This window comes from Burkholderia sp. MSMB0856 (genome assembly GCF_001524645.2).
Lineage (GTDB): Bacteria > Pseudomonadota > Gammaproteobacteria > Burkholderiales > Burkholderiaceae > Burkholderia > Burkholderia diffusa.
This window is the reverse complement of sequence record NZ_CP013427.1, coordinates 2402377-2426104: the sequence shown is the minus strand read 5'-3', so window position 1 is coordinate 2426104 and position 23728 is coordinate 2402377. Positions and strand designations below refer to the sequence as shown.

Here is a 23728-nt window from a genome sequence, read left to right as displayed (position 1 = left end):
GTTACCGACCGTAACCAGCGGCCGGCGCCGGAACGCTACAATAACGCTCCGCGTTGCATCCCTAGTTAACGGATTTGTCAGGTGAGTGAAAAAGAAATCGATCAGGCTCTGGTCGAGCGCGTACAGAAAGGCGACAAGGCGGCGTTCGAACTCCTGGTCTCCAAATACCACCGCAAGATCATTCGGCTGATCTCGCGCCTCGTGCGGGATCCCGCCGAGGTCGAGGATGTGGCCCAGGACGCGTTCATCAAGGCGTATCGTGCGCTGCCGCAATTTCGCGGCGAGTCGGCGTTCTACACGTGGTTGTACCGGATTGCCGTCAATACGGCGAAGAACTACCTTGCGACGCAGGGCCGCCGGGCACCGACCTCCACCGAGGCCGATGCCGAGGAAGCGGAAACTTTCTCCGACGCAGACCAACTAAGGGATATCAACACGCCTGAGTCGATGTTGATGAGCAAGCAGATTGCCGAGACGGTCAACGCTGCAATGGCCGTCCTGCCCGAAGAACTGCGCCAGGCGATCACGCTGCGCGAGATCGAGGGCCTGAGCTACGAAGAGATCGCGGAAATGATGGATTGTCCGATCGGGACGGTTCGGTCGCGGATCTTCCGGGCGCGCGAGGCAATCGCTGCGAAATTGCGTCCGCTGCTCGATACGCCCGAAGGCAAGCGCTGGTAAGCGCGACGGGCGCAACGACGCGGGTCGGGGTCTAGTTACGGATAGAGTCGTGAAGTCACGACGGGGTGTGTGCAAGATGGGGAGCATCATGGGGTCGGTCAATACGCAGTCGCAAGCGTGCTCGCGCGGCGAGCGCCTTTCCGCTCTGGTCGACGGTGAACTGTTCGACGGCCCGGATCACGGGCAGTTTCTGGATGAGCTCGACCGCGCGGATCGCGCTGCGTGGGCCCATTACCACCTGATCGGCGATGCGCTGCGCTCGGACGAGCTCGCGCTGTCGCCCGCGCTGAGCGTCGCGTTCACCGCGCGCATGTCGGCCGCGCTGGAAAGCGAGCCGCACCTGCTCGCGCCGGCCGCCGCGCCGGTCGCGCGCAAGCTGCTGTCGCTGCGCCGGCGTGTCGTGCCCGCGTTCGCGGTGGCCGCCGCGGCCGCCACGCTGACGTGGATCGTCGTCCCGCAGATGCAGACGGCCGGTGCGCCGGGCGCCGTCCAGGTCGCGTCGACAGGCGGACCGCAGAACGGCAACCTGCAGCGCGTGACGGTTGCGCAGGCATCGGCGCAGCCGGGCCTGCAGGACGTCAACATCATCCGCGACGCAAGTCTCGACCAATACCTTGAAGCGCACCAGCAATTCGCGCAGCAGCCCGTCGTCACGGGCTCGATGCCGCTGATCCGCGCTGCCGTGACCACCACGCCAGGCCAATAAACCCGATGCGGACATTGCAGTTGAATCACGCCATCTCCGGATGGAAGCGGCTGCCGGCCCTCCTGCTTTGCGCAGCCGCCCTGTTGTCCGTTCAATCCCTCTCAGCCAGCGCCCAGCAACCGGACGATCCCGTCGCGACCCGCAAGGGTGCGGCGGATTGGCTCGATCGCATCCAGCAGGCAGCGCAGCAGCAGAGCTACGAGGGTACGTTCGTCTACCAGCGCGGCGGGTATGTCCAGTCGTCGCGCATCGCGCACGTGGCGTCCCGCGACGGCGAGTTCGAGCGGATCGAGTCGCTCGACGGCAAGCCGCGCAAGGTTCTGCGGCACAACGACGAGTTGTACACGTTCGTTCCCGAGCGCAAGTTGTGCGTGGTCGAGCGCCGCCAGACGCGCGATTCGTTCCCTGCACTGCTCGGTGCGGGCGGCGAGCACGTGATGTCCGTTTATGACGCGAAGCTGCTCGGCAAGGACCGCGTGGCCGGGGTCGACGCGCAAGTGGTCGAACTCGTGCCGAAGGATGCGTACCGCTTCACGTACAAGCTGTGGGCCGACACCCGCACCGGGCTGCTGCTGCGTTCGCAGACGCTCGATGCGAGCGATCACGTGCTCGAGCAGGTCGCGTTTTCGCAAGTGCAGACGGGCGGCGCGGTCGGCGACAAATCCGCGATCGCGGCCGGCATGCGCAACCTGAGCGGCTGGACGGTCGTTCGCCCGCCGGTCGCGACGGTCGACATGGAAGCGCAGGGCTGGCAGATCGCACCGACCATCGCCGGCTTCCGGAAGATTCGCGAGGTGCGCCGGCCGATGGCTGCGCGCGACGCCGGCGATCCGCCGATTCCAGTCGATCAGGCCGTCTTCACCGACGGCCTCGCGACGATCTCCGTCTTCATCGAGCCGGCCGAAAAGAACACGCGCAAGGAAGGGGCGGGCAGCACCGGCGCGACCCACGTGCTCGTGAAGCGTCGCGGCGACTACTGGATCACCGTGCTCGGCGAAGTGCCGCCGGCCACCTTGCAGCAGTTCGCGTCTGCCATAGAATACAAGGCTTCCAAGTAACGCTACGGCTTCCGACATGACGAAACTCACGCTGCGCAAAGTGCTCGCGGCGGCGGTGCTGTTTGCCTGCCTGCCGCTCGCCCCGCAAACCGTGGCCGCTGTCACGCCTCCAGCAGCCAGCCTTCCCGACTTCGCCGATCTGGTCGAGAAGGTCGGGCCGGCTGTCGTGAACATCCGGACCACCGCGAACGTGCCGACACCCGGGCCGCGTGGCGTGCTCCCGCCGGGCTTCGACAACGGCGACATGTCGGAATTCTTCCGGCGCTTCTTCGGCATTCCGCTGCCGCAGGCGCCCGGCAACGGCGGCGGCAGCGGCAATGGCAGCCCGAAGAACGCGCCGGCGCCGGACAATCCGCCTGACACCGAGCAGAACCGCGGCGTCGGTTCGGGCTTCATCGTGTCGGCGGACGGCTACGTGATGACCAACGCGCATGTCGTCGACGACGCGGACACCATCTACGTGACGCTGACCGACAAGCGCGAATTCAAGGCGAAACTGGTCGGCGTCGATGACCGCACGGACGTCGCGGTCGTCAAGATCCAGGCCTCGAACTTGCCGGTCGTCGCGATCGGCGATTCGAACAAGGTGCGTGTCGGCGAGTGGGTCGTCGCGATCGGTTCGCCGTTCGGCCTCGACAACACCGTGACGGCCGGCATCGTAAGTTCGAAGAGCCGCAACACGGGCGATTACCTGCCGTTCATCCAGACCGACGTCGCGGTGAACCCCGGCAACTCGGGCGGCCCGCTGATCAACATGCAGGGCGAGGTGATCGGCATCAACTCGCAGATCTACAGTCGTACCGGCGGTTTCATGGGCATTTCGTTCGCGATTCCGATCGACGAGGCGATGCGCGTGGCAGACCAGCTGAAGGCGACCGGCAAGGTCACGCGCGGCCGCATTGCGGTGGCGATCGGCGAAGTGACGAAGGAGGTGGCCGATTCGATCGGGCTGCCGAAGGCGGAAGGCGCGCTCGTCAGCAGCGTCGAGCCGGGCGGTCCGGCCGACAAGGCGGGCATCCAGCCGGGTGACATCATCCTGAAGTTCAACAGCCGGTCGGTCGATACGGCGTCGGATTTGCCGCGCATGGTCGGCGACACGAAGCCGGGCACCAAGGCGACCGTCAGCGTGTGGCGCAAGGGTCAGGCGCGTGATGTGCCGATCACGATCGCCGAGACGCCGGCGGAGACGACGGCGAAGGCCGAGCAGCGCAAGAATGTGCCGCAGAAGCCGCGCCCGGCCAATTCACTCGGCTTGACGGTCAGTGACCTTTCGGCTGACCAGCTGAAGTCGCTGAAGCTGAAGAACGGCGTGCAGATCGACGGCGTCGACGGCCCGGCGGCCCGGGCGGGCCTGCAGCGCGGCGACATCGTGCTGCGCGTCGGCGACACCGACATCACGAGCGCGAAGCAGTTCGCCGACGTGACCGCGCAGCTCGATCCGCAGAAGGCGGTCGCGGTGCTCGTGCGGCGCGGCGACAATACGCAGTTCGTGCCGGTGCGCCCGCGCGCAGTCCAGAAGTAACGCACCGATGTTCACGCTCTACGGCCGCGGCTGGTGCCACCTGTGCGACGACATGCGTGATGCGCTGGCGCCGGTGGCGGCCGAATTCGGCGTTGCCGTCGACTACGTCGACATCGATGCCGATCCGGCACTCGTCGCCCGTTACGATGAGGACGTGCCGGTGCTGTTGCTGGACGGCACGGAAGTGTGCCGCCACCGGTTCGACGAGGCGAGGGTGCGCGGCGCGCTGACGGTGCGGCGCTGAACCTGGCCCCGTCGCCGGCCGCGCCCTGCGCGGCGTGCCGGTGCGAGTCCACCCGCCAAGGCCTCCGGCAGGACGCCCTGACCGGGCCTCCGTGACCAGGCGTCCCAAATTACCGCCCGGCAAAGGCCTTTTCGGCTAAAATAAGCCGTTTTTTCACCGACTTACAAGGCGTGCTCCGCAGTCGTCGAGCGCGCCTTTTTCGCTTGATCGGCACTGAATGGATCATATTCGCAATTTCTCGATCATCGCGCACATCGACCATGGCAAGTCGACGCTCGCGGATCGCATCATCCAGGTATGCGGCGGCCTCGCCGACCGTGAAATGGAAGCGCAGGTGCTCGACTCGATGGATATCGAGCGCGAACGCGGCATCACGATCAAGGCGCAGACGGCGGCATTGTCCTATCGCGCCCGCGACGGCAAGGTCTACAACCTTAACCTGATCGATACGCCGGGGCACGTCGACTTCTCGTACGAGGTCAGCCGTTCGCTGTCCGCGTGCGAAGGTGCGCTGCTCGTGGTCGACGCGAGCCAAGGCGTCGAGGCGCAGACGGTCGCGAACTGCTACACGGCGATCGAGCTCGGCGTCGAGGTCGTGCCGGTGCTGAACAAGATCGACCTGCCGGCCGCGAACCCCGAGAACGCGATCGAGGAGATCGAGGACGTGATCGGCATCGACGCGACCGACGCGACGCGCTGCAGCGCGAAGACGGGGCTCGGCGTCGAGGACGTGCTCGAAGCGCTGATCGCGAAAGTGCCGCCGCCGAAGGGCGATCCGGCCGCGCCGCTGCAGGCGCTGATCATCGACTCGTGGTTCGACAACTACGTCGGCGTCGTGATGCTCGTGCGCATCGTCAACGGCACGCTGCGTCCGAAGGACAAGATCAAGATGATGGCGACCGGCGCGCAGTATCCGGTCGAGCACGTCGGCGTGTTCACGCCGAAGTCGCGCAATCTCGAATCGCTGTCGGCCGGGCAAGTTGGCTTCATCATCGCCGGCATCAAGGAACTGACTGCCGCGAAGGTCGGCGATACCGTCACGCACGCGACCAAGGCCGCCGCCGAGCCGCTGCCGGGCTTCAAGGAAGTGAAGCCGCAGGTGTTCGCGGGCCTCTATCCGGTCGAGGCGAACCAGTACGACGCGCTGCGCGAATCGCTCGAGAAACTGAAGCTCAACGATGCGTCGCTGCAGTACGAGCCGGAAGTGTCGCAGGCACTCGGCTTCGGTTTCCGCTGCGGCTTCCTCGGGTTGCTGCACATGGAAATCGTGCAGGAGCGACTCGAGCGCGAGTTCGACATGGACCTCATCACGACCGCACCGACGGTCGTCTACGAGGTCGTGCAGAGCGACGGCTCGACGATCATGGTCGAGAACCCGGCGAAGATGCCGGAGCCTGGCCGCATCGCGGAAGTCCGCGAGCCGATCGTCACGGTGAACCTGTACATGCCGCAGGACTACGTCGGTTCCGTGATCACGCTGTGCGAGCAGAAGCGCGGCTCGCAGATCAACATGCAGTATCACGGCCGCCAGGTGCAGCTCACGTACGAAATCCCGATGGCCGAAATCGTGCTCGACTTCTTCGATCGCCTGAAGTCGGTGTCGCGCGGCTATGCATCGATGGATTACGAGTTCAAGGAATACCGTTCGTCGGACGTCGTGAAGGTCGACATGCTGATCAACGGCGACAAGGTCGATGCGCTGTCGATCATCGTGCACCGCTCGCAGTCGCAGTATCGCGGCCGTGAAGTGGCCGCGAAGATGCGCGAGATCATTCCGCGCCAGATGTACGACGTGGCGATCCAGGCGGCGATCGGTGCGCACATCGTCGCGCGCGAGAACATCAAGGCACTTCGCAAGAACGTGCTCGCGAAGTGCTACGGCGGCGACATCACGCGAAAGAAGAAACTGCTCGAGAAGCAGAAAGAAGGTAAGAAACGCATGAAGCAGGTGGGTTCGGTCGAGATCCCGCAGGAGGCGTTCCTCGCGATCTTGCGCGTCGAAGACAAATAACAGGACTGATCCTTTTATGAATTTTGCGCTGATTCTTTTTGTGCTCGTCGTCGTGACGGGCGTAGCGTGGGTGTTGGACAAACTGGTGTTCCTGCCGCGGCGACGCAAGGCGGCCGACGCGGCGATCGAGGAGTTCGATCGCCAGCAGTCGCGTATCGACAAGCGTTTCGCGGACGAAAACGCGGGGCAGACGCGTTCGAAGCTGCGTGACGAAAAGCTGCGCCAGCCGTGGTGGCTCGAGTACACCGCAAGCTTCTTCCCGGTGATCCTGGCCGTGTTCGTCGTGCGTTCGTTCGTCGTCGAGCCGTTCAAGATCCCGTCGGGCTCGATGGTGCCGACGCTGCTGGTCGGCGACTTCATCCTCGTCAACAAGTTCGAATACGGCCTGCGCATGCCGATCACGAACACGAAGATCACGCAGGGCAGCCCGCTGTCGCGTGGCGACGTCGTCGTGTTCCGCTATCCGAAGGACGAGTCGGTCGACTACATCAAGCGCGTGATCGGCCTGCCGGGCGACACGGTCGCTTACCAGGACAAGCAACTGACGATCAACGGCCAGCCGGTGCCCGAAACGCCGCTGCCGGATTTCTTCGACGACGAGCGCCAGAACTACGCGAAGCAGTTCGAGGAGACGATCGGCACGAAGAAGAATGCGATCCTCAACAATCCCGCCGTGCCGCCGTTCGTGATGGGCGCCTACGATTATCCGTATCGCGACAACTGCACGTACAACAGCCGCGGCGTGATCTGCAAGGTGCCGCCGGGCCACTACTTCATGATGGGCGACAACCGCGACAACAGCGCGGACAGCCGCTACTGGGGTTTCGTGCCGGACAACAACATCGTCGGCCGCGCGTTCTTCATCTGGATGAACTTCGGCGACCTGAAGCGCATCGGTTCCTTCAACTGATCGCGTTCGACTCGCACGCAACACGCGACGCACGGGCCGCGTCGCGTATTGCCGAACTACTTTAAGAACCGGCGGTAACACCGCCTCGTCACGCCTTTTCGCGTCCGGCCGTGCCGTTTCGGCCCGACCGGCGCCCGCGTTATACTCCTGCACATGCCCCTATCCCAGTTGGAAAGCCGGCTGCGCTATGAATTTCGCAATGCGGAATTGTTGCGCCAGGCTTTGACCCATCGCAGTCACAGTGCCACGCACAACGAACGGCTCGAGTTTCTCGGCGATTCCGTTCTGAATTGCGCGGTGGCCGCCCTTTTGTTCCAGCGTTTCAGCAAGCTGGACGAAGGCGACCTGTCGCGCGTGCGCGCCAATCTCGTCAAGCAGCAGTCGCTCTACGAAATCGCTCAGGCCCTGAATATTTCGGAAGGGCTGCGGCTGGGCGAGGGCGAATTGCGCAGCGGCGGCTTCCGTCGCCCGTCGATCCTCGCGGACGCGTTCGAAGCCATCATCGGGGCGGTATTCCTCGATGGCGGCTTCGAAGCCGCCCAAGGGGTCATCAAGCGCCTCTATATCCCGATTCTCGACCACATCGACCCGCGCACGCTCGGCAAGGATGCGAAGACGCTGCTACAGGAGTACCTGCAGGGGCACAAGATCGCGCTGCCGACCTACACGGTCGTCGCGACGCATGGTGCGGCGCACAATCAGCAGTTCGAGGTCGAATGCACGGTGCCGAAGCTTGACGTGAAGGTGTCGGGCTCCGGTGCGAGCCGGCGAGCGGCCGAGCAGGCTGCCGCGAAGAAGGCGCTCGACGAGGTGCTGGCGGCTGCGCCGATGCTGGCCGCGAAGCCGAAGCGTTCGAAGAACGCACGCGGGTCGAAGCACGTCGAGCCTGAAATCGTGCCGGGCGTGAAGGGCGTGCAGGAAGCGCTGGACCTGCGTTCGCCGGAACGGAAGGAGCGTGCGGCGGCGCGCGATGCGAAGGCGGCGGCTGCCGCGTCGGCAGCGACCGACGCCGGCGCGCACCCGACCGAGCGGCCGGCGCAGGCGCCGATGGCCGCGATTCGCGCGGCGCATGTGGAAACGGCCGCTGACAAGGCCGACCGGCCCACGAAGCCGACGGCCGACAAGCCTGCCGAGAAGGCGCCCGAGAAGCCGTCGGATCGCAACGAAGCCGGCTCGCGCGCGGCGGACAAGCCCGTGGAAGCCGCACCGCGTGCAGCCGACAAGCAGGCCGGCCAGGCGGCCGATCCGGCCGCGTCGACCGACAAGCCTGCTGCCGGTTCCGACGCCGCGTCGCGTGCGGCGTCGCGCGCCCGCGACACCGCGGCGCCCGGCACCGAGACGCCGCAGGGCGGCGCAAGCCTCGCTGCCGCGCAGGCGCGCGTGGCCGATGCCGACCACTGAATTGCCCCTCGATCGTGCCGCGCGCCGCGCGGCCGTTTCCGAACCTGTCTCCCAAACGATATGAACACTCCCGCTCCTACCGGTTTCCGTTGCGGCATGATCGCGATCGTGGGCCGCCCGAACGTCGGCAAGTCGACGTTGATGAACGCACTCGTCGGCCAGAAGATCAGCATCACGTCGCGCAAGGCGCAAACGACCCGCCATCGCATCACCGGCATCAACACGTTCGACGACGCGCAATTCGTGTTCGTCGACACGCCGGGCTTCCAGACCCGCCACAGCACCGCGCTGAACCGCTCGCTGAACCGCGCGGTCACGTCGACGCTCACGTCGGTCGACGTGATCCTGTTCGTGATCGAGGCCGGCCGCTTCGGGCCCGACGACCAGAAGGTGCTCGACCTGATCCCGCCCGGCATGCCGACGCTGCTGATCGCGAACAAGATCGACCGCGTGGCCGACAAGGCGACGCTGTTCCCGTTCATGCAGAAGGTGAGCGAGCTGCGCGAATTCACCGAACTCGTGCCGCTGTCGGCGCAGCGGCCGGAAGACATCAAGCGCCTGCTGGACACGATCAAGCCGTACCTGCCGGAAGGCGAGCCGATCTACGGCGAGGACGAGCTGACCGACCGCAGCTCGCGCTTCCTCGCGGCCGAAATCCTGCGCGAGAAGGTGTTCCGCTGGACCGGCGACGAACTGCCATACACGAGCACCGTGCTGATCGACAAGTTCGAGGAGGAAGGGCGCCTGAAGCGTATCTTCGCGACGATCCTTGTCGAGCGCGATTCGCACAAGGCGATGGTGATCGGCAAGAAGGGCGAGAAGCTCAAGCAGATTAGCACCGAGGCGCGGATGGACATGGAGAAGCTGTTCGACGGCCCCGTGTATCTCGAGACCTTCGTGAAGGTGAAGAGCGGATGGGCCGACAACGAGGCGGGGCTGCGCGCCTATGGGTACGAATGACGCGCTGACGTCAACCGAAGACGCGGTGACCGCCGGCGCGAACGACGCGCCGTTGCCGGCACCGCCCGAACCGCCGCGTCGCAAGGCGCGGCGCGCGACGTCTCGCACGTCCGATTTCCGCGTCGCCGAGCAGCCGGCGTTCGTGCTGCACAGCTATCCGTACAGGGAAACGAGCCTGATCATCGACGTGCTCACGCGCGATCACGGCCGCCTCGCGCTCGTCGCGAAGGGCGCGAAGCGCCCGCACTCCGCGCTGCGCGGCGTGCTGCAGACGTTCCAGCCGCTGCTGCTGTCCTGGTCGGGCAAATCCGAAGTACGCACGCTGACGGGTGCCGAGTGGGTCGGCGGGATGCTGCCGCTCGGCGGCGACGGGCTGCTGTGCGGCTTCTACGCGAACGAGCTGCTCGTGAAATTCTGCGCGCGCGAGGATCCGCAGCCGCCGCTCTTCAATCATTACGTGCTGACCCTCACGCGCCTTGCGCACGGCGAACCCGCGGTGCAGGTGCTGCGTTCGTTCGAGCGCGTGCTGCTGCGCGAGACCGGCTATGCGATGGCGCTGAACCGCACGGTTGCGCGCCGTGCGGTCGAACCGGATCGCCGCTACGTGTTCGATCCCGAGCGCGGCGTGCGCAATGCGGACGACGACGTACCGTCGCACTGGCCGGTGATTACCGGACAGACGTTGCTCGACATGGAGCAGGACGATTACCATCGAGCCCAGACGGTCGCGCAAAGCAAGACGCTGATGCGCTTCCTGCTGAACACCTATCTCGGCGGTACGCCGCTTGCCACGCGTCAGATCCTGATCGACCTGCAAAACCTATGAGTTTCTTCCTGACAACGCCGACCGCCATCGACCTCGGCGTGAACATCGACCACGTCGCGACGCTGCGCAACGCGCGCGGCACGACCTATCCCGATCCGATCCGCGCGGCGCTCGCCGCCGAAGAAGCCGGTGCCGACGCGATCACGCTGCACCTGCGCGAGGACCGCCGCCACATCGTCGACGCCGACGTGCGCAAGCTGCGCCCGCTGCTGAAGACGCGGATGAACCTCGAATGCGCGGTGACGGCCGAGATGCTCGACATCGCATGCGAAGTGCGTCCGCACGACGCGTGCCTCGTGCCGGAGAAGCGCGAGGAACTGACGACCGAAGGCGGTCTCGACGTTGCCGGCCGCTTCGAGGCCGTGCGTGCGGCATGCAAGCAGCTCGCCGACGCCGGCGTGCGCGTGTCGCTGTTCATCGATCCGGACGAGACGCAGATCCGCGCCGCGCATGAAGCCGGCGCACCGGTGGTCGAGCTGCATACCGGCCGCTACGCCGATGCGCACGACGAGGTCGAGCAGCAGCGCGAATACGAGCGCATCGTCGCGGGCGTACAGGCCGGCGCGCAACTGGGCCTCAAGGTCAACGCCGGCCATGGCCTGCATTACACGAACGTGCAGCAGATCGCCGCGATCGACGGCATCGTCGAACTGAACATCGGCCACGCGATCGTCGCGCACGCGATCTTCGCCGGCTGGGACAACGCGGTGCGCGAGATGAAGGCGATCATGGTCGCCGCACGGGTCGCCGCGTTGCACGGCGGCGCGCGCTGACGATGCGTCGCGTGCGCGCGCGCTTCGCTCATCGCCCGGCATCGTCCGCGCATCACGGCGGGCGCTGAGATGGCGATCTACGGCATCGGCACCGACATCGTCCAGGTGAGCCGCATCGCGGCCGTGCTCGCGCGCACGGGCGGCCGGTTCGCCGAGAAGGTGCTCGGTCCCGACGAACTGCGCGTGTTCCATGCGCGCCGTGCGCGCTCGGAGGCGCGCGGCATCGCGTTTCTCGCGACACGCTTTTCCGCGAAGGAAGCGTTCTCGAAGGCGATCGGGCTCGGCATGCACTGGCCGATGACGTGGCGCGCGCTGCAGACCCTCAACCAGCGCAGCGGCGAACCGTACGTCGTCGCGTCGGGCGAGCTGGCCGACTGGCTCGCCGCGCGCGGCATCACGGCGCGTGTGACAGTCAGCGACGAACGCGACTACGCGGTGTCATTCGTGGTCGCCGAGGCCGATGCCGCGCCGCCGCCTGCACCCGCACCTGTTTCCCGAACCACTCCCTGACGGACTTCCCGATTCGATGAAAACGACTCCCGGCCCGGTCATGCTCGACGTCGTCGGCACGGCCCTGTCGCGCGACGACGCGCGGCGCCTTGCGCATCCGAACACCGGCGGCGTGATCCTGTTTGCACGGCATTTCCAGAACCGCGCGCAACTGACCGCGCTGACCGATTCGATTCGCGCGGTGCGCGAGGACATCCTGATCGCCGTCGATCATGAAGGCGGCCGCGTGCAGCGGTTCCGCACCGACGGCTTCACCGTGCTGCCGGCGATGCGCCGCCTCGGCGAGCTGTGGGACCGCGACGTGCTGCTCGCGACGAAGGTCGCGACGGCGGTCGGCTACATCCTGGCCGCCGAGCTGCGCGCATGCGGGATCGACATGAGCTTCACGCCGGTGCTCGATCTCGACTACGGGCATTCGAAGGTGATCGGCGATCGCGCGTTTCATCGCGACCCGCGCGTCGTCACGCTGCTCGCGAAGAGCCTGAACCACGGGCTGTCGCTCGCGGGCATGGCGAACTGCGGCAAGCATTTTCCGGGGCACGGCTTCGCGGAAGCCGATTCGCACGTCGCGCTGCCGACCGACGACCGGCCGCTCGACGCGATCCTCAAGCAGGACGTCGCCCCGTACGACTGGCTTGGCCTGTCGCTGTCCGCGGTGATCCCCGCGCACGTGATCTACACGCAGGTCGACAAGCGGCCCGCGGGTTTCTCGCGCGTGTGGCTGCAGGACATCCTGCGCGGGCAGCTCGGCTTTACGGGCGCGATCTTCAGCGACGACCTGTCGATGGAGGCGGCACGCGAAGGCGGCACGCTCACGCAGGCGGCCGACGCGGCGCTCGCCGCCGGCTGCGACATGGTGCTCGTCTGCAACCAGCCGGACGCGGCCGAAGTCGTGCTGAACGGGCTGAAGGCGCAGGCGTCGGCCGAGTCGGTGCGGCGCATCAAGCGGATGCGGGCGCGCGGCAAGCCGCTCAAGTGGGACAAGCTGATCGTGCAACCCGAGTATCTGCAGGCGCAAGCGCTGCTCGGCAGCGCGCTGGCGTAAGCAGAGAAGGGCGGCGCGATGTCGCCTTTCCCGTTGCCGTTGTCGAAAGCAAAAAGCCGCGCACAAGCGCGGCTTTTTGCTGTTCCACCGACGCGGGGCGATGTGCAAGGCGACATGGTCTCGTGCAACTAACCGTCAACTCCCGCCAGTGCCCCGAACAACTGCGGCGCGGTCAGTTGACCTTCATCCGCTGCAGCTTGTTGTACAGCGTCTTGGGGCTGATGCCGAGCAGCGTCGCCGCACGATGGCGCGTGCCGCCGACCGCGTCGAGCGTCGCGCGGATCAGCAGGTCCTCGACGTCGGACAGCGGGGTGCCGACCTTGATCTGCACGCTGCTGCCGTTCAGCGCGGCGCCGGCCGCGAAGCTCGCTTCGCCCGCGCGCAGCGTTTCGATGAAATCGCCGGACGCGTCATAGGCGAAACGCACGCGCTCCTGCAATTCGCGCACGTTGCCGGGCCATTCGTAGGACAGGCATTCGCGCACGAAGCCCGGGGCCGCGCGCTTGTCGGTCGTGCTGCGGCCGGTGGCGCGCGCTTCGCGGTTGAGTTCGTCGATCAGCGCATCCGCGATGGCGAGTGCATCGCCGTCGCGCTCGCGCAGCGGCGGCATCGTGATCGATGCCGCGTCGAGACGCAGCCATAGATCCTCGCGCAGCGTGCCGTTCGCGACCGCCTCGCGGGCCGGGCGGCGCGTGGTCGCGATCAGCCGGAAGTCGCTCGCGATCGAACTCGTGCCGCCGATCCGCATGAAGTTCTGCGAGTCGAGCGCATGCAGCAGCGCCTCCTGCAGCACGAGCGGCAGTGCGGTGATCTCGTCGAGGAACAGCGTGCCGCCGCCCGCTTGCTCGAACAGGCCTGATTCGCGCCGCTCGGCGCCGTCGAACGCGCCGCGTTCATGGCCGAACAGCACGCTGTCGAGCGACGCGCCGTGACGCCCGGCATGCGCGATCGTGCGGCAGTCGAACGACACGAACGGCCCCTTGCGGCGCCGGCTCAGGTCGTGCAGCGTGCGCGCGGCCAGCTTCTTGCCGGTGCCGGCTTCGCCCGTGAACAGCACGGCCGTTTCGGTGCCGGCGTTGTGCTCGATCATGTCGTACACGTGCTGCATCGCCTCGCTGCGGCCCACCAGCGCGCCGAAACGGCCCAGGTGGCGCAGCGACGCGCGCAGCGTCCGCACTTCGTCGATCAGTTCGTAGGGACGCGGAATCCGGGCCAGCAGGCTGCGCAGGCGCGGAATGTTGATCGGCTTCAGCAGGTAATCCCAGATGCCGTGACGCAGGCCTTCGATCGCGCTCTCGACCGTCGCATTGCCCGTCAACACGATCACCGGCAGCGAGCCGTTCGGCTGCTGCTGCGGCAGATGCTGGAGCAGGTCGAATCCGCTGCCGTCCGGCAGGTTCAGGTCGACCAGGACGACATCGGGAATCGAGCGGCCGAGCGCCGTGCGTGCCTCGGCGAGCGACGTGGCCGTGTCGACCGAGAAGCCGTCCGCGGCGAGCAGTGCGGTCAGGCCGGACAGACTGTTGGGATCGTCTTCGACAATCAGGGCGTGTGGCATGGTGGACGCGAGTCGAGTCAAGAGAGGCGGGCTGTCGGCCATCGAGCCGGCCGCAGCCGCATGTCAGATTAAAAACTGATTTTATGCCCCGCTGAACACCTGACGTGCATTATTTCTTTGTCGCTATAAAACAGTTACCGATGATACAAATTGAATACCTTTAGTGCTGGATTTTGTGTTGCCCATGGTGCCGACGTATCGGTGCTGTTGGCGGCAGACAAACAAAAAGCGCCCCGAAGGGCGCTTTGTTCGATCCGGAAATCGCGGGCGATTACGCGCGGCTGCGATATTCGTTCGTGCGCGTATCGATTTCGATCTTGTCGCCGGTGTTGCAGAACAGCGGCACTTGCAGTTCGAAGCCCGTTGCGAGCTTGGCGTTCTTCAGCACCTTGCCCGACGACGTGTCGCCCTTGACGGCCGGTTCCGTGTAGGTGATCTCGCGAACCAGGACCGTCGGCAATTCGACCGAGATCGCCTTTTCGTTGTAGAACACGACTTCGCAAGCCATGCCGTCTTCGAGGTAGTTCAGCGCTTCGCCCATCATTTCCGCTTCGACTTCGTACTGGTTGTAGTCGGCGTCCATGAACACGTACATCGGATCGGCGAAGTACGAGTACGTCACTTCCTTGCGGTCGAGCACGACGACTTCGAATTTGTCGTCAGCCTTGTAGACCGATTCCTGGCCTGCGTTCGACAGCAGGTTCTTCATCTTCATCTTGACGACGGCGGCGTTACGGCCCGACTTGTTGTATTCCGTCTTTGCGATGACCCATGCGTCGCTGCCGATCTGCACGACGTTGCCTACGCGGAGTTCCTGTGCGGTCTTCATAAAAAACTGTCCTGATCCAATCAAATAAATAGGTGCCTGAGCGTTGCACAACGGCTGACGGCGCAAGCGGGGGGCGTTCCGGTGGGTGCCAAGAGCCCCAAACGCGAGCGCTTGCGTGGTCAGCCGTCGGATAACCGCTTATTTTAACTGAGATTTTGCGTATTCCGCCAGCTTTCCGGCGAGATCGCCGACGCCCGCCAGCGCGTCGGCCCAGCATGCCGCGTTGGTGTCCAGTGCGGCACGATGTTGCAGCAAATCGGCCCAATCGGGCGTGCCGCCGCCGTTCCATGCGTGCCAGAAGCGCTCGAGCGCCGCGCGCGGCGCGTCGGCGAGGCCGGCCGACAGGTGCGCGAGCGCGGCGTCGAGCTTCGGCAGGTGCGCGTCGTCGGCCTGCGGGTAGATGTGCCACACGAACGGCTTGCGCGCCCATTGCGCGCGGACGAACGAGTCCTCGCCGCGCACGAAGTTGATGTCGGCCGCCCATAGCAGCAGGTCATAGTCGGCCTGCGGGACGAACGCGAGCCCGTAAGCGGTCAGGTTGCCGGCGGTCGCGCGCGCGCCGGTGCCGAACGATTCGACCCCGAAGAAACGGGCGACGGCCGGCGATATGCGGCCGACGGGCACGAGCGCGACGACGGGCGACGGGCCGTCGCGCCACTGCGCGAGCAGCTCGTCGACGGCCGGATTTTCATAGGCGAAGAGGCTGACGACGGTCGTGCCCGGCGCCGGCGGCGCGTCGCCGGTCGCCTGCCGCCACCAGGCGGCGCGCGCTGCCGCGTCGGCTTCGAAGGCCGTGCGACGCGCGTCGAGGTCGCGTTCCTTCAGCACGCCGCCCGTGCCGGCCGACAAACCCGGGAAGAAGAACGTCTTCAGCAGCGGGTAGCGCGGATGCGGCGATGGCCGCAAATGGAAATCGGCGACCCAGTCTTCGGCGCTCAGGTATTCGAGATTGATCCACACGGGGCGGCGCGCGCGGCGCGCCATCGCCGCGAGATACGCGCCGGGCAGCTCGCACGCGAACGCCTCGATCACGACGTCGGCGATCTCCAGCGCATCGCCGACTTCCGCATGCCAGTGTTCGATCACGATGCCGTCGAGCGTCTGCCGCCCGGCATCGGGATCGACCCCCGGCAGCAGCCGCGCGAACGCGCGCAGATCGTCGATGAAGAGTCGCACCTGCCAGCCGTGCTCGTGCGCGAGCTGGCGCGCGAGGCGCCAGCACACGCCGATGTCGCCGAAGTTGTCGATCACGGTGCAGAAGAGGTCGCACGCGATCGGTTCGTCGGGTGCGAGCGGCGCAGGGGAGGCGGGGGCAGTGCGGGGCATCGAAGCGGGCCGGTGAATGCTCTAAACTGGCGATTCTAATGGACCCGTTCCGCGCCACAAGGCACCCGGATCACGCATGACATCCCCAGAAGCCGCCGACATCCCGTTCGAACCCAAGAAGATTCTCGCGCAATTGCCGCACATGCCGGGCGTCTACCGCTACTACGACACGGCGGGCGCCGTGCTTTATGTCGGCAAGGCGCGCGACCTGAAGAAGCGCGTATCGAGCTATTTCACGAAGACGCAGCTGTCGCCGCGCATCGCGATGATGGTCACGCGCATCGCGCGCATCGAGACGACCGTCACACGCTCGGAGGCCGAGGCGCTGCTGCTCGAGAACAACCTGATCAAGGCGCTCACGCCGCGCTATAACATCCTGTTTCGCGACGACAAGTCGTATCCGTACCTGAAACTTACCGCGCACCGCTTTCCGCGCATGGCGTACTACCGCGGCTCGGTCGACAAGCAGAACCAGTATTTCGGTCCGTTCCCGAGCGCATGGGCCGTGCGCGAGAGCATCCAGATCCTGCAGCGCGTGTTCCAGCTGCGCACCTGCGAGGATTCGGTCTTCAACAATCGCACGCGGCCATGCCTGCTGCATCAGATCGGGCGCTGCACGGCGCCGTGCGTCGGCGCGATTTCCGAGGACGATTACGCGATCGACGTGTCGAATGCCGCGCGGTTTCTGCTCGGCCGGCAGTCGGAAGTGATGAAGGAGCTCGAGCAGAAGATGCACGCGTTCGCGGCCGACCTGAAGTTCGAGCAGGCGGCCGCCGTGCGTAACCAGATGAGCTCGCTCGCGACGGTGCTGCACCAGCAGGCGATCGAGGTCGGCAGCGACAGCGACGTCGACATCCTGGCGGTCGTCGCGCAGGGCGGGCGCGTGTGCGTGAACCTGGCGATGGTGCGCGGCGGCCGGCATCTCGGCGACAAGGCCTATTTCCCGACGCACGTCGAAAGTGCGCTGACGCTTGCCGAAGGCGGGCTCGGCGACGAAGCCGAGGCGGCGGACGCTGCCGACGAAACCGCCGCGGCATTGCCCGACGGGCCTGCGGAAGACGCTGCCGCCGCGCGCGACGCGGGGGCGTCGGTGGAGGCCGAGGTGCTCGATGCGTTCGTCGCGCAGCACTATCTCGGCAACCGCGTGCCGCCCGTGCTGGTCGTGAGCCACGCACCCGCGAGCCGCGACCTGCTCGAACTGCTGTCCGAGCAGGCCGGTCACAAGGTCTCGCTGGTGCGGCAGCCGCAGGGGCAGCGGCGCGCGTGGCTGTCGATGGCCGAGCAGAACGCACAGATCGCGCTCGCACGGTTGCTGTCCGAGCAGGGCTCGCAGCAGGCGCGCACGCGCGCGCTCGCGGAGACGCTCAGCTTCGAAGGCGACGATCTTGCAACGCTGCGGATCGAATGTTTCGACATCAGCCACACGATGGGCGAGGCGACGCAGGCGTCGTGCGTCGTCTATCACCATCACAAGATGCAGTCGGGCGAGTACCGTCGCTACAACATCACCGGCATCACGCCGGGCGACGATTACGCGGCCATGCGGCAGGTGCTGACGCGCCGCTACGAGAAGATGGTCGAGCAGGCCGCGCAGGCGGCGTCCGCCGACGACGCGGCCGGCATCGACGGCGAATCGACGCGCAAGGCCGAGGCATCGAGCCTGCTGCCGAACATCGTGCTGATCGACGGCGGCAAGGGGCAGGTCGAGATCGCGCGGCAGGTGTTCACCGAGCTCGGGTTAGATACGTCGATGCTGGTCGGCGTCGCGAAGGGCGAAGGGCGCAAGGTCGGCCTCGAGACGCTCGTGTTCGCGGACGGCCGCGCACCGCTCGAACTCGGCAAGGAGAGCGCCGCGCTGATGCTCGTCGCACAGATCCGCGACGAGGCGCACCGTTTTGCGATCACCGGGATGCGCGCGAAGCGGGCGAAGGCGCGCCAGACTTCGCGGCTCGAGGAGCTCGAAGGGGTCGGTGCGAAACGTCGGCAGCGACTGCTCGCGCGGTTCGGCGGGCTGCGCGGCGTGGTGGCCGCGAGCGTCGAGGAACTGGCGAGCGTCGACGGCATCTCGCACGCACTCGCCGAGCAGATCTACAAGCAGCTTCACTGAAGCGGCCGTGCGGCCGGCGGCCCCAGCGCGAGATCTCGCGTTCTTGTGGCGGGCCGGTCGACACGGCACAATTGCGAATCCTTTACTGACCCGCATGCCATGCCGTTCAATTTCCCGATTTTCCTGACGTGGGTACGGATCGTGCTGATCCCGCTCGTCGTCGGCGTGTTCTATCTGCCGGACACGGTGATGGGCGGCGCGCACCGCAACCTCGCGGCGGCGGCGATCTTCATCCTCGCCGCGTTGACCGACTGGTTCGACGGGTTTCTCGCCCGCAAGTGGAACCAGACGTCGTCGTTCGGCGCGTTCCTCGATCCGGTCGCGGACAAGCTGATGGTGACTGCCGCGCTGCTGATCCTCGTGCAGATTTCGCGGGTCGATGCGGCGATCGCGCTCGTGATCGTCGGCCGCGAGATCGCGATCTCGGCGCTGCGCGAATGGATGGCACAGATCGGTGCGTCGAAGAGCGTCGCGGTGAACCAGCTCGGCAAGTTCAAGACCGCGTGCCAGATGGTCGCGATCCCGATGCTGCTGTACTACGGCCCGCTGCCGCTCGGCATCGCGACGATCGACACGCGCGTGTGGGGCGAATGGCTGATGTACCTCGCGGCGGTGCTGACGATCTGGTCGATGCTGTACTACATGAAGCTTGCGTGGCCGCAGATTCGCGAGCGCGGCGGCGCGTGACCGGCCCCGCACGGGCGGTTGCGCAGGTTTTTGGAAAAAGGGCTGGAAAAGCCCTTGACACACGAATGTGCCTTCGACATAATCTCGCTTCTCCGCTGCACGACGAAGTAAGTGTGTGACGGGGAAGCAGTAGTGCAGCAATACGCGGGAGTAGCTCAGTTGGTAGAGCGCAACCTTGCCAAGGTTGAGGTCGCGAGTTCGAGACTCGTCTCCCGCTCCAGATTTTTTCTGGCAGCGTGTTGTACGGTAAAGCGCTGCAGATGCAGGACACATGCGGGAGTAGCTCAGTTGGTAGAGCGCAACCTTGCCAAGGTTGAGGTCGCGAGTTCGAGACTCGTCTCCCGCTCCAGATTTTTCTGGCAGCGTGTTGTACGGCAAAGCGCTGCAGGTGCAGGACAATGCGGGAGTAGCTCAGTTGGTAGAGCGCAACCTTGCCAAGGTTGAGGTCGCGAGTTCGAGACTCGTCTCCCGCTCCAAGTAATGGGGAAGCCACGCTTCCCTTTTTATTTGATGGACTGATGGTCCTCGAATAAAAAATCTGTCGCTTGCCTCTACGGCATCCGGACAGTCCGCTTTTGGCGCGATAGCAAAGCGGTTATGCAGCGGCCTGCAAAGCCGTTTAGGCCGGTTCGACTCCGGCTCGCGCCTCCAGGTAGGAAAAGAAAAGCCCCGCTTCGGCGGGGCTTTTCTTTTTTGCGGCTCGTCCTGGAAATTCGATCTGCTGGCGCCACTCAGATGACCCGCCAGAAAAGTGTGATCGGCCAGCTGTTCTCACCCTCGCCCAACGTGATGGTGTCTTCCTCGAAAGCGTGATTGCGCATCGATTGCGCGGCTTCGATGCTGAAGCAAACCGCGATCACCATCTTGATCGCGTCTGCATATTGCGGCTTCACCCAATGAAGCTTTGCGATGTCGTAGTCAACTTCGTCGAAGAATTTGTGGGGTACCGTCTGTCGCCCCTGCCGTGCGGAGTGGAAGAGGGATTCCGCCTTCAGTTCGATGCAAATCGCTTTGCCGAGCGCAGGGCGGATCAGGATGTCGACGTCTTGATGCGGATCCTGGTAGATCGCCTGTTCGCACTCCACGGTCGGATTGCCGGGAAGCTGGCGAAATTTGCTCGACAGCCAGAGCTTCAGTACGTTCTCCCAGCCGCCCTTTTCGAGAAAGTAATCGACGGGCTCGGGCGTCTGGCGATATTGAGTGGGTTTGCTTCGTTCAACGAGCGCGCCTTCCGCCCAACCGATGATCGTTTTGGGCGCGATATCCTGAGGCTGGTACATGGTTGTTCTCCTTCATTGAATGTGACGAATGAAGCGGTTGACCGCGGGATGCGGACATGCCCGCTGCGCACATTCTCGGAATGTCGCTGAGGGAGAGCCATAGAGCAGAAGTCACCCCGCGAACGTCATGCTCGTGGCGACTTCCTGTCCGATCGCGGAGAGGACAGTGCGTGGCGGAAGGAGACGGAGCGACAGGTCAGCTGCCCGAACGGCGATGCCGGTCAGCCGTCGACCGGCCGTGCCGGCGTGTCGAGCCTCAACTGATAGAACGCCGCATCGAGCCAGCGGCCGAACTTGAAGCCCGCTTCGGTGATCGTGCCCGAGTGCACGAAGCCGAGCCGCGTATGCAGCGCGACGCTGCCGCCGTTGGTCGCGTCGATGCAGCCGACCAGCAAATGCACGTCGGCCTCGCGCGCACGCCGGATCAACTCGCGCAGCAGTAACTCGCCGAGCCCGCGGCCGCGATGGTCGCGGTGGACGTAGACGCTGTGCTCGACCGTGTACTTGAACGCCGGGAACGCGCGGAACGTACCCCAGCTCGCGAAGCCGACCAGCGTGCCCGATTCGTCGACCGCGCCGACGACCGGAAACCCGCCGGCCCGCTTCGTCGCGAACCACGTGACCATCGCTTCCGGCGGGCGAGGCCGGTAGTCGTACAGCGCGGTGGAGTTCACGATCGCGTCGTTCAGGATCTCGAGAATGGCCGCGGCATGCTCGGCCTCGCTGCAATCGATCAAGCGCACGTCGCCGCGCGGTGTCGGGGAATTCATACGGGCTCCTGCGCCTGTCGGCCTTGAACGGATGACACATTCCGCGCGCCGACGGCGGCGGGGGCATCGCAGATCGCGACGACATAGCGCGCGACGTGCGACGACGGGTTGCTGAAAACCAGCGGCTGATCGACGCGCATGGCCAGACAGTCGCCTTCGTGCAGTTCATGAAGCTGGTCGCCGAACGTGACGTCGACGCGCCCGCGGACGACCCACACCTGTTGATGCAGCGCGCTTTCGCGCCCGCCTGAGTCGTACGCGACGCGCGCGCCGGGAGGGAAATCGATCTCGACGAGCTGGATCGGCGACGGCCAGCCGGGCGGCGACAGATTGCGCCGCACATACCCGGACGCCGGATCGCGCCATTCCGCCTGCTGTGCGCGCCGCACCAGCGGCTGCGCGGGTGCGTCGTCGCGATCGCCGGCGAACAGCCCGGCCAGCGACACGCCGAGACCGGCCGCGAGCTTGTCGAGCACGACGGCCGTCGGGCTCGCCGACGCACGCTCGATGAGCGAGATCATCGAACGGCTGACGCCGGAACGCGCGGCGAGCGCATCGAGCGTGTAGCCTCGTAGCGTGCGCAGGTCGCGCACGCGCCGGGCAATGCGTTCGTTGATGCCGGTGTCGTCGGCGGGGGTGGCGGTTGATTCTTGCATGATGGATTTATTTTCCAGCAAGCTGGAATTCGATGTCAACGGAATTGCTGCCGTCTCGGATCGAGGATTCGCTGGCGGCCAGGCGCTTGCCCGGCGATCGGAGCGAGCGTAATATACGAAACGGCTATATTTCGTTTAATTAGAGACATATGGGAATCATCAAGATATCCGAGCACATGCACGAACGGCTGCGCTCGACCAGTACCGCGCTGAGCCGTTCGATCAATGCACAGGCGGAGCACTGGCTGCGCGTCGGGATGCTCGCGGAGCTCAATCCGTCGCTGTCCTACGGCGATATCTGCCGGATGCTGATCGAGACCGAAGCACGCGGCGGCAACGCCGGGCCGACGGAGTCGGTCGCTCACGGCATCGAGCAGGTGGCATGATGGCGAGACGCGAAATCCCGATCCGCGGTGCCGCGGAAATCGCCAGGTCGCGCGAGGCCGCGAAGCTGGCATCCCAAGTGCTGACGATGATCACCGAGCACGTGAAGCCGGGCGTCACCACCGACGAACTGGACGCGCGCTGCCGCGAATACATCGTCGACGAGCTCGGCGCGATCCCGGCGAACATCGGCTACCACGGTTATCCGAAAACCCTGTGCACGTCGGTCAACCACGTGGTCTGTCACGGCATTCCGTCGTCGCGGCCGATGCGCGACGGCGACATCGTGAATCTCGACATCGCGGTGATCAAGGACGGCTGGTTCGGCGACACGAGCCGCATGTACTTCGTCGGCGAGCCGGGCGAACTGGCGCGTCGCCTCGTCGCGACGACCTACGAGGCGATGCATGCGGGCATTCGCGCGGTTCGTCCGGGCGCGACGCTCGGCGACGTCGGCTACGCGATCCAGCAGGTCGCGCATCGCGAAGGGTTTAGCGTGGTCCGCGAGTATTGCGGGCACGGGATCGGCGACGTGTATCACGACGAGCCGCAGGTGCTGCACTACGGCCGCCCGGGCACCGGCGTGCCGCTGCGGCCGGGGATGATCTTCACGATCGAGCCGATGCTGAATGCGGGCAAGCGCGACACGCGCGTGCTGGCTGACGGCTGGACGGTCGTCACGAAGGACCATTCGCTGTCCGCTCAATGGGAGCACATGGTCGTCGTGACGGAGCAGGGCTTCGAGATCCTGTCGGACGATGTGACGCCGCCGGCGTTCGCGGCGCTGTCCGGCACGCACGCGGCCTGACGCGCGGTGAGCCGCACGCAGCGGCGCAATGAAAAGGCCCCATGACGGGGCCTTTTCATTTGGCGTCGCGCGGCTCAACCGCGCGTCTTCTGCCATGCGTGTTCGACGAACACGCGGCAGAGCGCTTCCATCCCGTTGCGGTCCTCGTCATCGAAGCGTGCGGCAACGGGGCTGTCGACGTCCCACACGCCAATCAGCGTGCCGTCGGCGGCCACCAGCGGCACGACGATTTCCGATTCCGACGCGGCATCGCAGGCGATATGGCCGGGGAATTCGTGCACGTCGCGCACGACCTGCGTCTCGCGGGTCTGCGCGGCGGTGCCGCACACGCCCTTGCCGAGCGCGATCCGCACGCACGCGGGCTTGCCCTGGAACGGGCCGACCACGAGTTCCGTCCCGTCGAAGAAATAGAAGCCGGCCCAATTCAGGCGGTCGAGCGAGTGATAGACGAGCGCGGAGAAGTTCGCGGCGTTCGCGATCAGGTCGCGTTCCGTTTCGACGAGCGCGCGTGCTTGCTCGACGAGCGTCGCATAGAGTTCGGCCTTGGAGGCGTGAGGGTCGGTGGACAGCGTGAACATGGCTGAAATGCGAAAAGGGTTGTGGGCAGCGGGGTTGTGAAAAGCGCGATGCGCGTTCCGCAGTCTACGGCACGCACGGCCCGTTTGCAGCGCGTGGT

General features: G+C 65.7%; 24 protein-coding genes and 4 tRNA genes. 21 read left to right on the top strand and 7 right to left on the bottom strand.

The annotated features are described in order from the left end of the window. Positions 1–81: 81 nt before the first annotated feature. From rpoE to nagZ, 13 genes are all read left to right on the top strand, one after another. Positions 82–681 (top strand): RNA polymerase sigma factor RpoE, encoded by a 600-nt coding sequence (gene rpoE, locus WS87_RS12460; protein ID WP_006752490.1) that lies wholly within the window; start codon positions 82–84, stop codon positions 679–681. 88 nt (positions 682–769) lie between these two features. Then, complete coding sequence (locus tag WS87_RS12455; protein WP_059816052.1) at positions 770–1387, top strand: sigma-E factor negative regulatory protein; 618 nt, start codon at positions 770–772, stop codon at positions 1385–1387. A gap of 5 nt (positions 1388–1392) precedes the next feature. Next, positions 1393–2445 carry a MucB/RseB C-terminal domain-containing protein gene (locus tag WS87_RS12450; RefSeq protein ID WP_059816049.1) on the top strand — a complete coding sequence of 351 codons (1053 nt, stop codon included), beginning with the start codon at positions 1393–1395 and terminating at the stop codon, positions 2443–2445. Between the two features lie 16 nt (positions 2446–2461). After that, positions 2462–3967, top strand: coding sequence for a DegQ family serine endoprotease (locus WS87_RS12445; protein WP_059816046.1), 1506 nt, complete (start codon positions 2462–2464; stop codon positions 3965–3967). Positions 3968–3974: 7 nt separating this feature from the next. After that, entirely contained in the window at positions 3975–4211 is a 237-nt protein-coding gene (locus tag WS87_RS12440; protein ID WP_059816043.1) for a glutaredoxin family protein, read from the top strand. A gap of 217 nt (positions 4212–4428) precedes the next feature. Next, positions 4429–6222 (top strand): translation elongation factor 4, encoded by a 1794-nt coding sequence (gene lepA, locus WS87_RS12435; protein ID WP_021159691.1) that lies wholly within the window; start codon positions 4429–4431, stop codon positions 6220–6222. Positions 6223–6238: 16 nt separating this feature from the next. Next, positions 6239–7132, top strand: coding sequence for a signal peptidase I (gene lepB, locus WS87_RS12430; RefSeq protein WP_059447970.1), 894 nt, complete (start codon positions 6239–6241; stop codon positions 7130–7132). A 153-nt stretch (positions 7133–7285) separates the two neighbouring features. After that, the gene (rnc, locus tag WS87_RS12425; RefSeq protein ID WP_059816040.1) at positions 7286–8533 is read left to right on the top strand and encodes a ribonuclease III; all 1248 of its coding nucleotides are present in this window, start codon (positions 7286–7288) and stop codon (positions 8531–8533) included. Positions 8534–8593: 60 nt separating this feature from the next. After that, positions 8594–9493 (top strand): GTPase Era, encoded by a 900-nt coding sequence (era, locus tag WS87_RS12420; RefSeq protein WP_059523712.1) that lies wholly within the window; start codon positions 8594–8596, stop codon positions 9491–9493. Continuing rightward, entirely contained in the window at positions 9480–10319 is an 840-nt protein-coding gene (gene recO / locus WS87_RS12415; protein ID WP_014897645.1) for a DNA repair protein RecO, read from the top strand. The genes era and recO overlap by 14 nt, the downstream gene beginning before the upstream one ends. Beyond that, positions 10316–11092: a pyridoxine 5'-phosphate synthase gene (gene pdxJ / locus WS87_RS12410; RefSeq protein WP_059816037.1), complete on the top strand. Its 777-nt coding sequence runs from the start codon at positions 10316–10318 to the stop codon at positions 11090–11092. Before recO ends, pdxJ begins: the two co-directional genes overlap by 4 nt. Positions 11093–11161: 69 nt before the next feature. Further along, entirely contained in the window at positions 11162–11602 is a 441-nt protein-coding gene (gene acpS, locus WS87_RS12405; protein ID WP_059816034.1) for a holo-ACP synthase, read from the top strand. Between the two features lie 16 nt (positions 11603–11618). Beyond that, positions 11619–12647, top strand: a complete 1029-nt coding sequence (nagZ, locus tag WS87_RS12400; RefSeq protein WP_059816031.1) for a beta-N-acetylhexosaminidase — start codon at positions 11619–11621, stop codon at positions 12645–12647. Between the two features lie 172 nt (positions 12648–12819). On the opposite strand, the gene WS87_RS12395 is transcribed toward nagZ, so the two are convergent. The 3 genes from WS87_RS12395 to earP all read right to left on the bottom strand — a co-directional run bounded on the left by WS87_RS12395 (position 12820) and on the right by earP (position 16360). Further along, complete coding sequence (locus WS87_RS12395) at positions 12820–14205, bottom strand: sigma-54-dependent transcriptional regulator (protein ID WP_059523708.1); 1386 nt, start codon at positions 14203–14205, stop codon at positions 12820–12822. 271 nt (positions 14206–14476) lie between these two features. Further along, on the bottom strand, positions 14477–15034 hold the full coding sequence (efp, locus tag WS87_RS12390) for an elongation factor P (RefSeq protein ID WP_059816028.1): 558 nt from the start codon (positions 15032–15034) through the stop codon (positions 14477–14479). A gap of 138 nt (positions 15035–15172) precedes the next feature. Continuing rightward, entirely contained in the window at positions 15173–16360 is a 1188-nt protein-coding gene (earP, locus tag WS87_RS12385; protein WP_059816023.1) for an elongation factor P maturation arginine rhamnosyltransferase EarP, read from the bottom strand. A gap of 76 nt (positions 16361–16436) precedes the next feature. Here earP and uvrC point away from each other — a divergent pair, with 76 nt between their 5' ends. The 6 genes from uvrC to WS87_RS12355 all read left to right on the top strand — a co-directional run bounded on the left by uvrC (position 16437) and on the right by WS87_RS12355 (position 19805). After that, entirely contained in the window at positions 16437–18467 is a 2031-nt protein-coding gene (uvrC, locus tag WS87_RS12380) for an excinuclease ABC subunit UvrC (RefSeq protein WP_059816021.1), read from the top strand. 99 nt (positions 18468–18566) lie between these two features. Continuing rightward, a complete protein-coding gene (gene pgsA, locus WS87_RS12375; RefSeq protein ID WP_006757520.1) occupies positions 18567–19154 on the top strand; it encodes a CDP-diacylglycerol--glycerol-3-phosphate 3-phosphatidyltransferase in 588 nt (195 codons plus the stop codon). A gap of 144 nt (positions 19155–19298) precedes the next feature. Further along, a tRNA-Gly gene (locus WS87_RS12370) sits at positions 19299–19374 on the top strand. A gap of 53 nt (positions 19375–19427) precedes the next feature. Next, a tRNA-Gly gene (locus WS87_RS12365) sits at positions 19428–19503 on the top strand. Positions 19504–19554: 51 nt separating this feature from the next. Further along, positions 19555–19630 (top strand) — tRNA-Gly (locus WS87_RS12360). A gap of 101 nt (positions 19631–19731) precedes the next feature. Then, a tRNA-Cys gene (locus WS87_RS12355) sits at positions 19732–19805 on the top strand. A gap of 80 nt (positions 19806–19885) precedes the next feature. Here the strand turns inward: WS87_RS12355 and WS87_RS12350 are convergent. The 3 genes from WS87_RS12350 to WS87_RS12340 form a co-directional block, all read right to left on the bottom strand. After that, positions 19886–20434 (bottom strand): hypothetical protein, encoded by a 549-nt coding sequence (locus WS87_RS12350; RefSeq protein ID WP_059816016.1) that lies wholly within the window; start codon positions 20432–20434, stop codon positions 19886–19888. 221 nt (positions 20435–20655) lie between these two features. Next, complete coding sequence (locus tag WS87_RS12345) at positions 20656–21204, bottom strand: GNAT family N-acetyltransferase (RefSeq protein ID WP_059691094.1); 549 nt, start codon at positions 21202–21204, stop codon at positions 20656–20658. Then, entirely contained in the window at positions 21201–21860 is a 660-nt protein-coding gene (locus WS87_RS12340; protein WP_059523701.1) for a helix-turn-helix domain-containing protein, read from the bottom strand. Before WS87_RS12340 ends, WS87_RS12345 begins: the two co-directional genes overlap by 4 nt. 149 nt (positions 21861–22009) lie before the next feature. Here WS87_RS12340 and WS87_RS12335 point away from each other — a divergent pair, with 149 nt between their 5' ends. Further along, positions 22010–22246 (top strand): ParD-like family protein, encoded by a 237-nt coding sequence (locus tag WS87_RS12335; RefSeq protein ID WP_059816013.1) that lies wholly within the window; start codon positions 22010–22012, stop codon positions 22244–22246. Next, the gene (map, locus tag WS87_RS12330) at positions 22246–23052 is read left to right on the top strand and encodes a type I methionyl aminopeptidase (protein WP_059523698.1); all 807 of its coding nucleotides are present in this window, start codon (positions 22246–22248) and stop codon (positions 23050–23052) included. The genes WS87_RS12335 and map overlap by 1 nt, the downstream gene beginning before the upstream one ends. Before the next feature lie 74 nt (positions 23053–23126). Here map and WS87_RS12325 read toward each other — a convergent pair whose 3' ends face one another. Next, positions 23127–23630: a GAF domain-containing protein gene (locus tag WS87_RS12325; protein ID WP_059816010.1), complete on the bottom strand. Its 504-nt coding sequence runs from the start codon at positions 23628–23630 to the stop codon at positions 23127–23129. Positions 23631–23728: the final 98 nt, after the last annotated feature.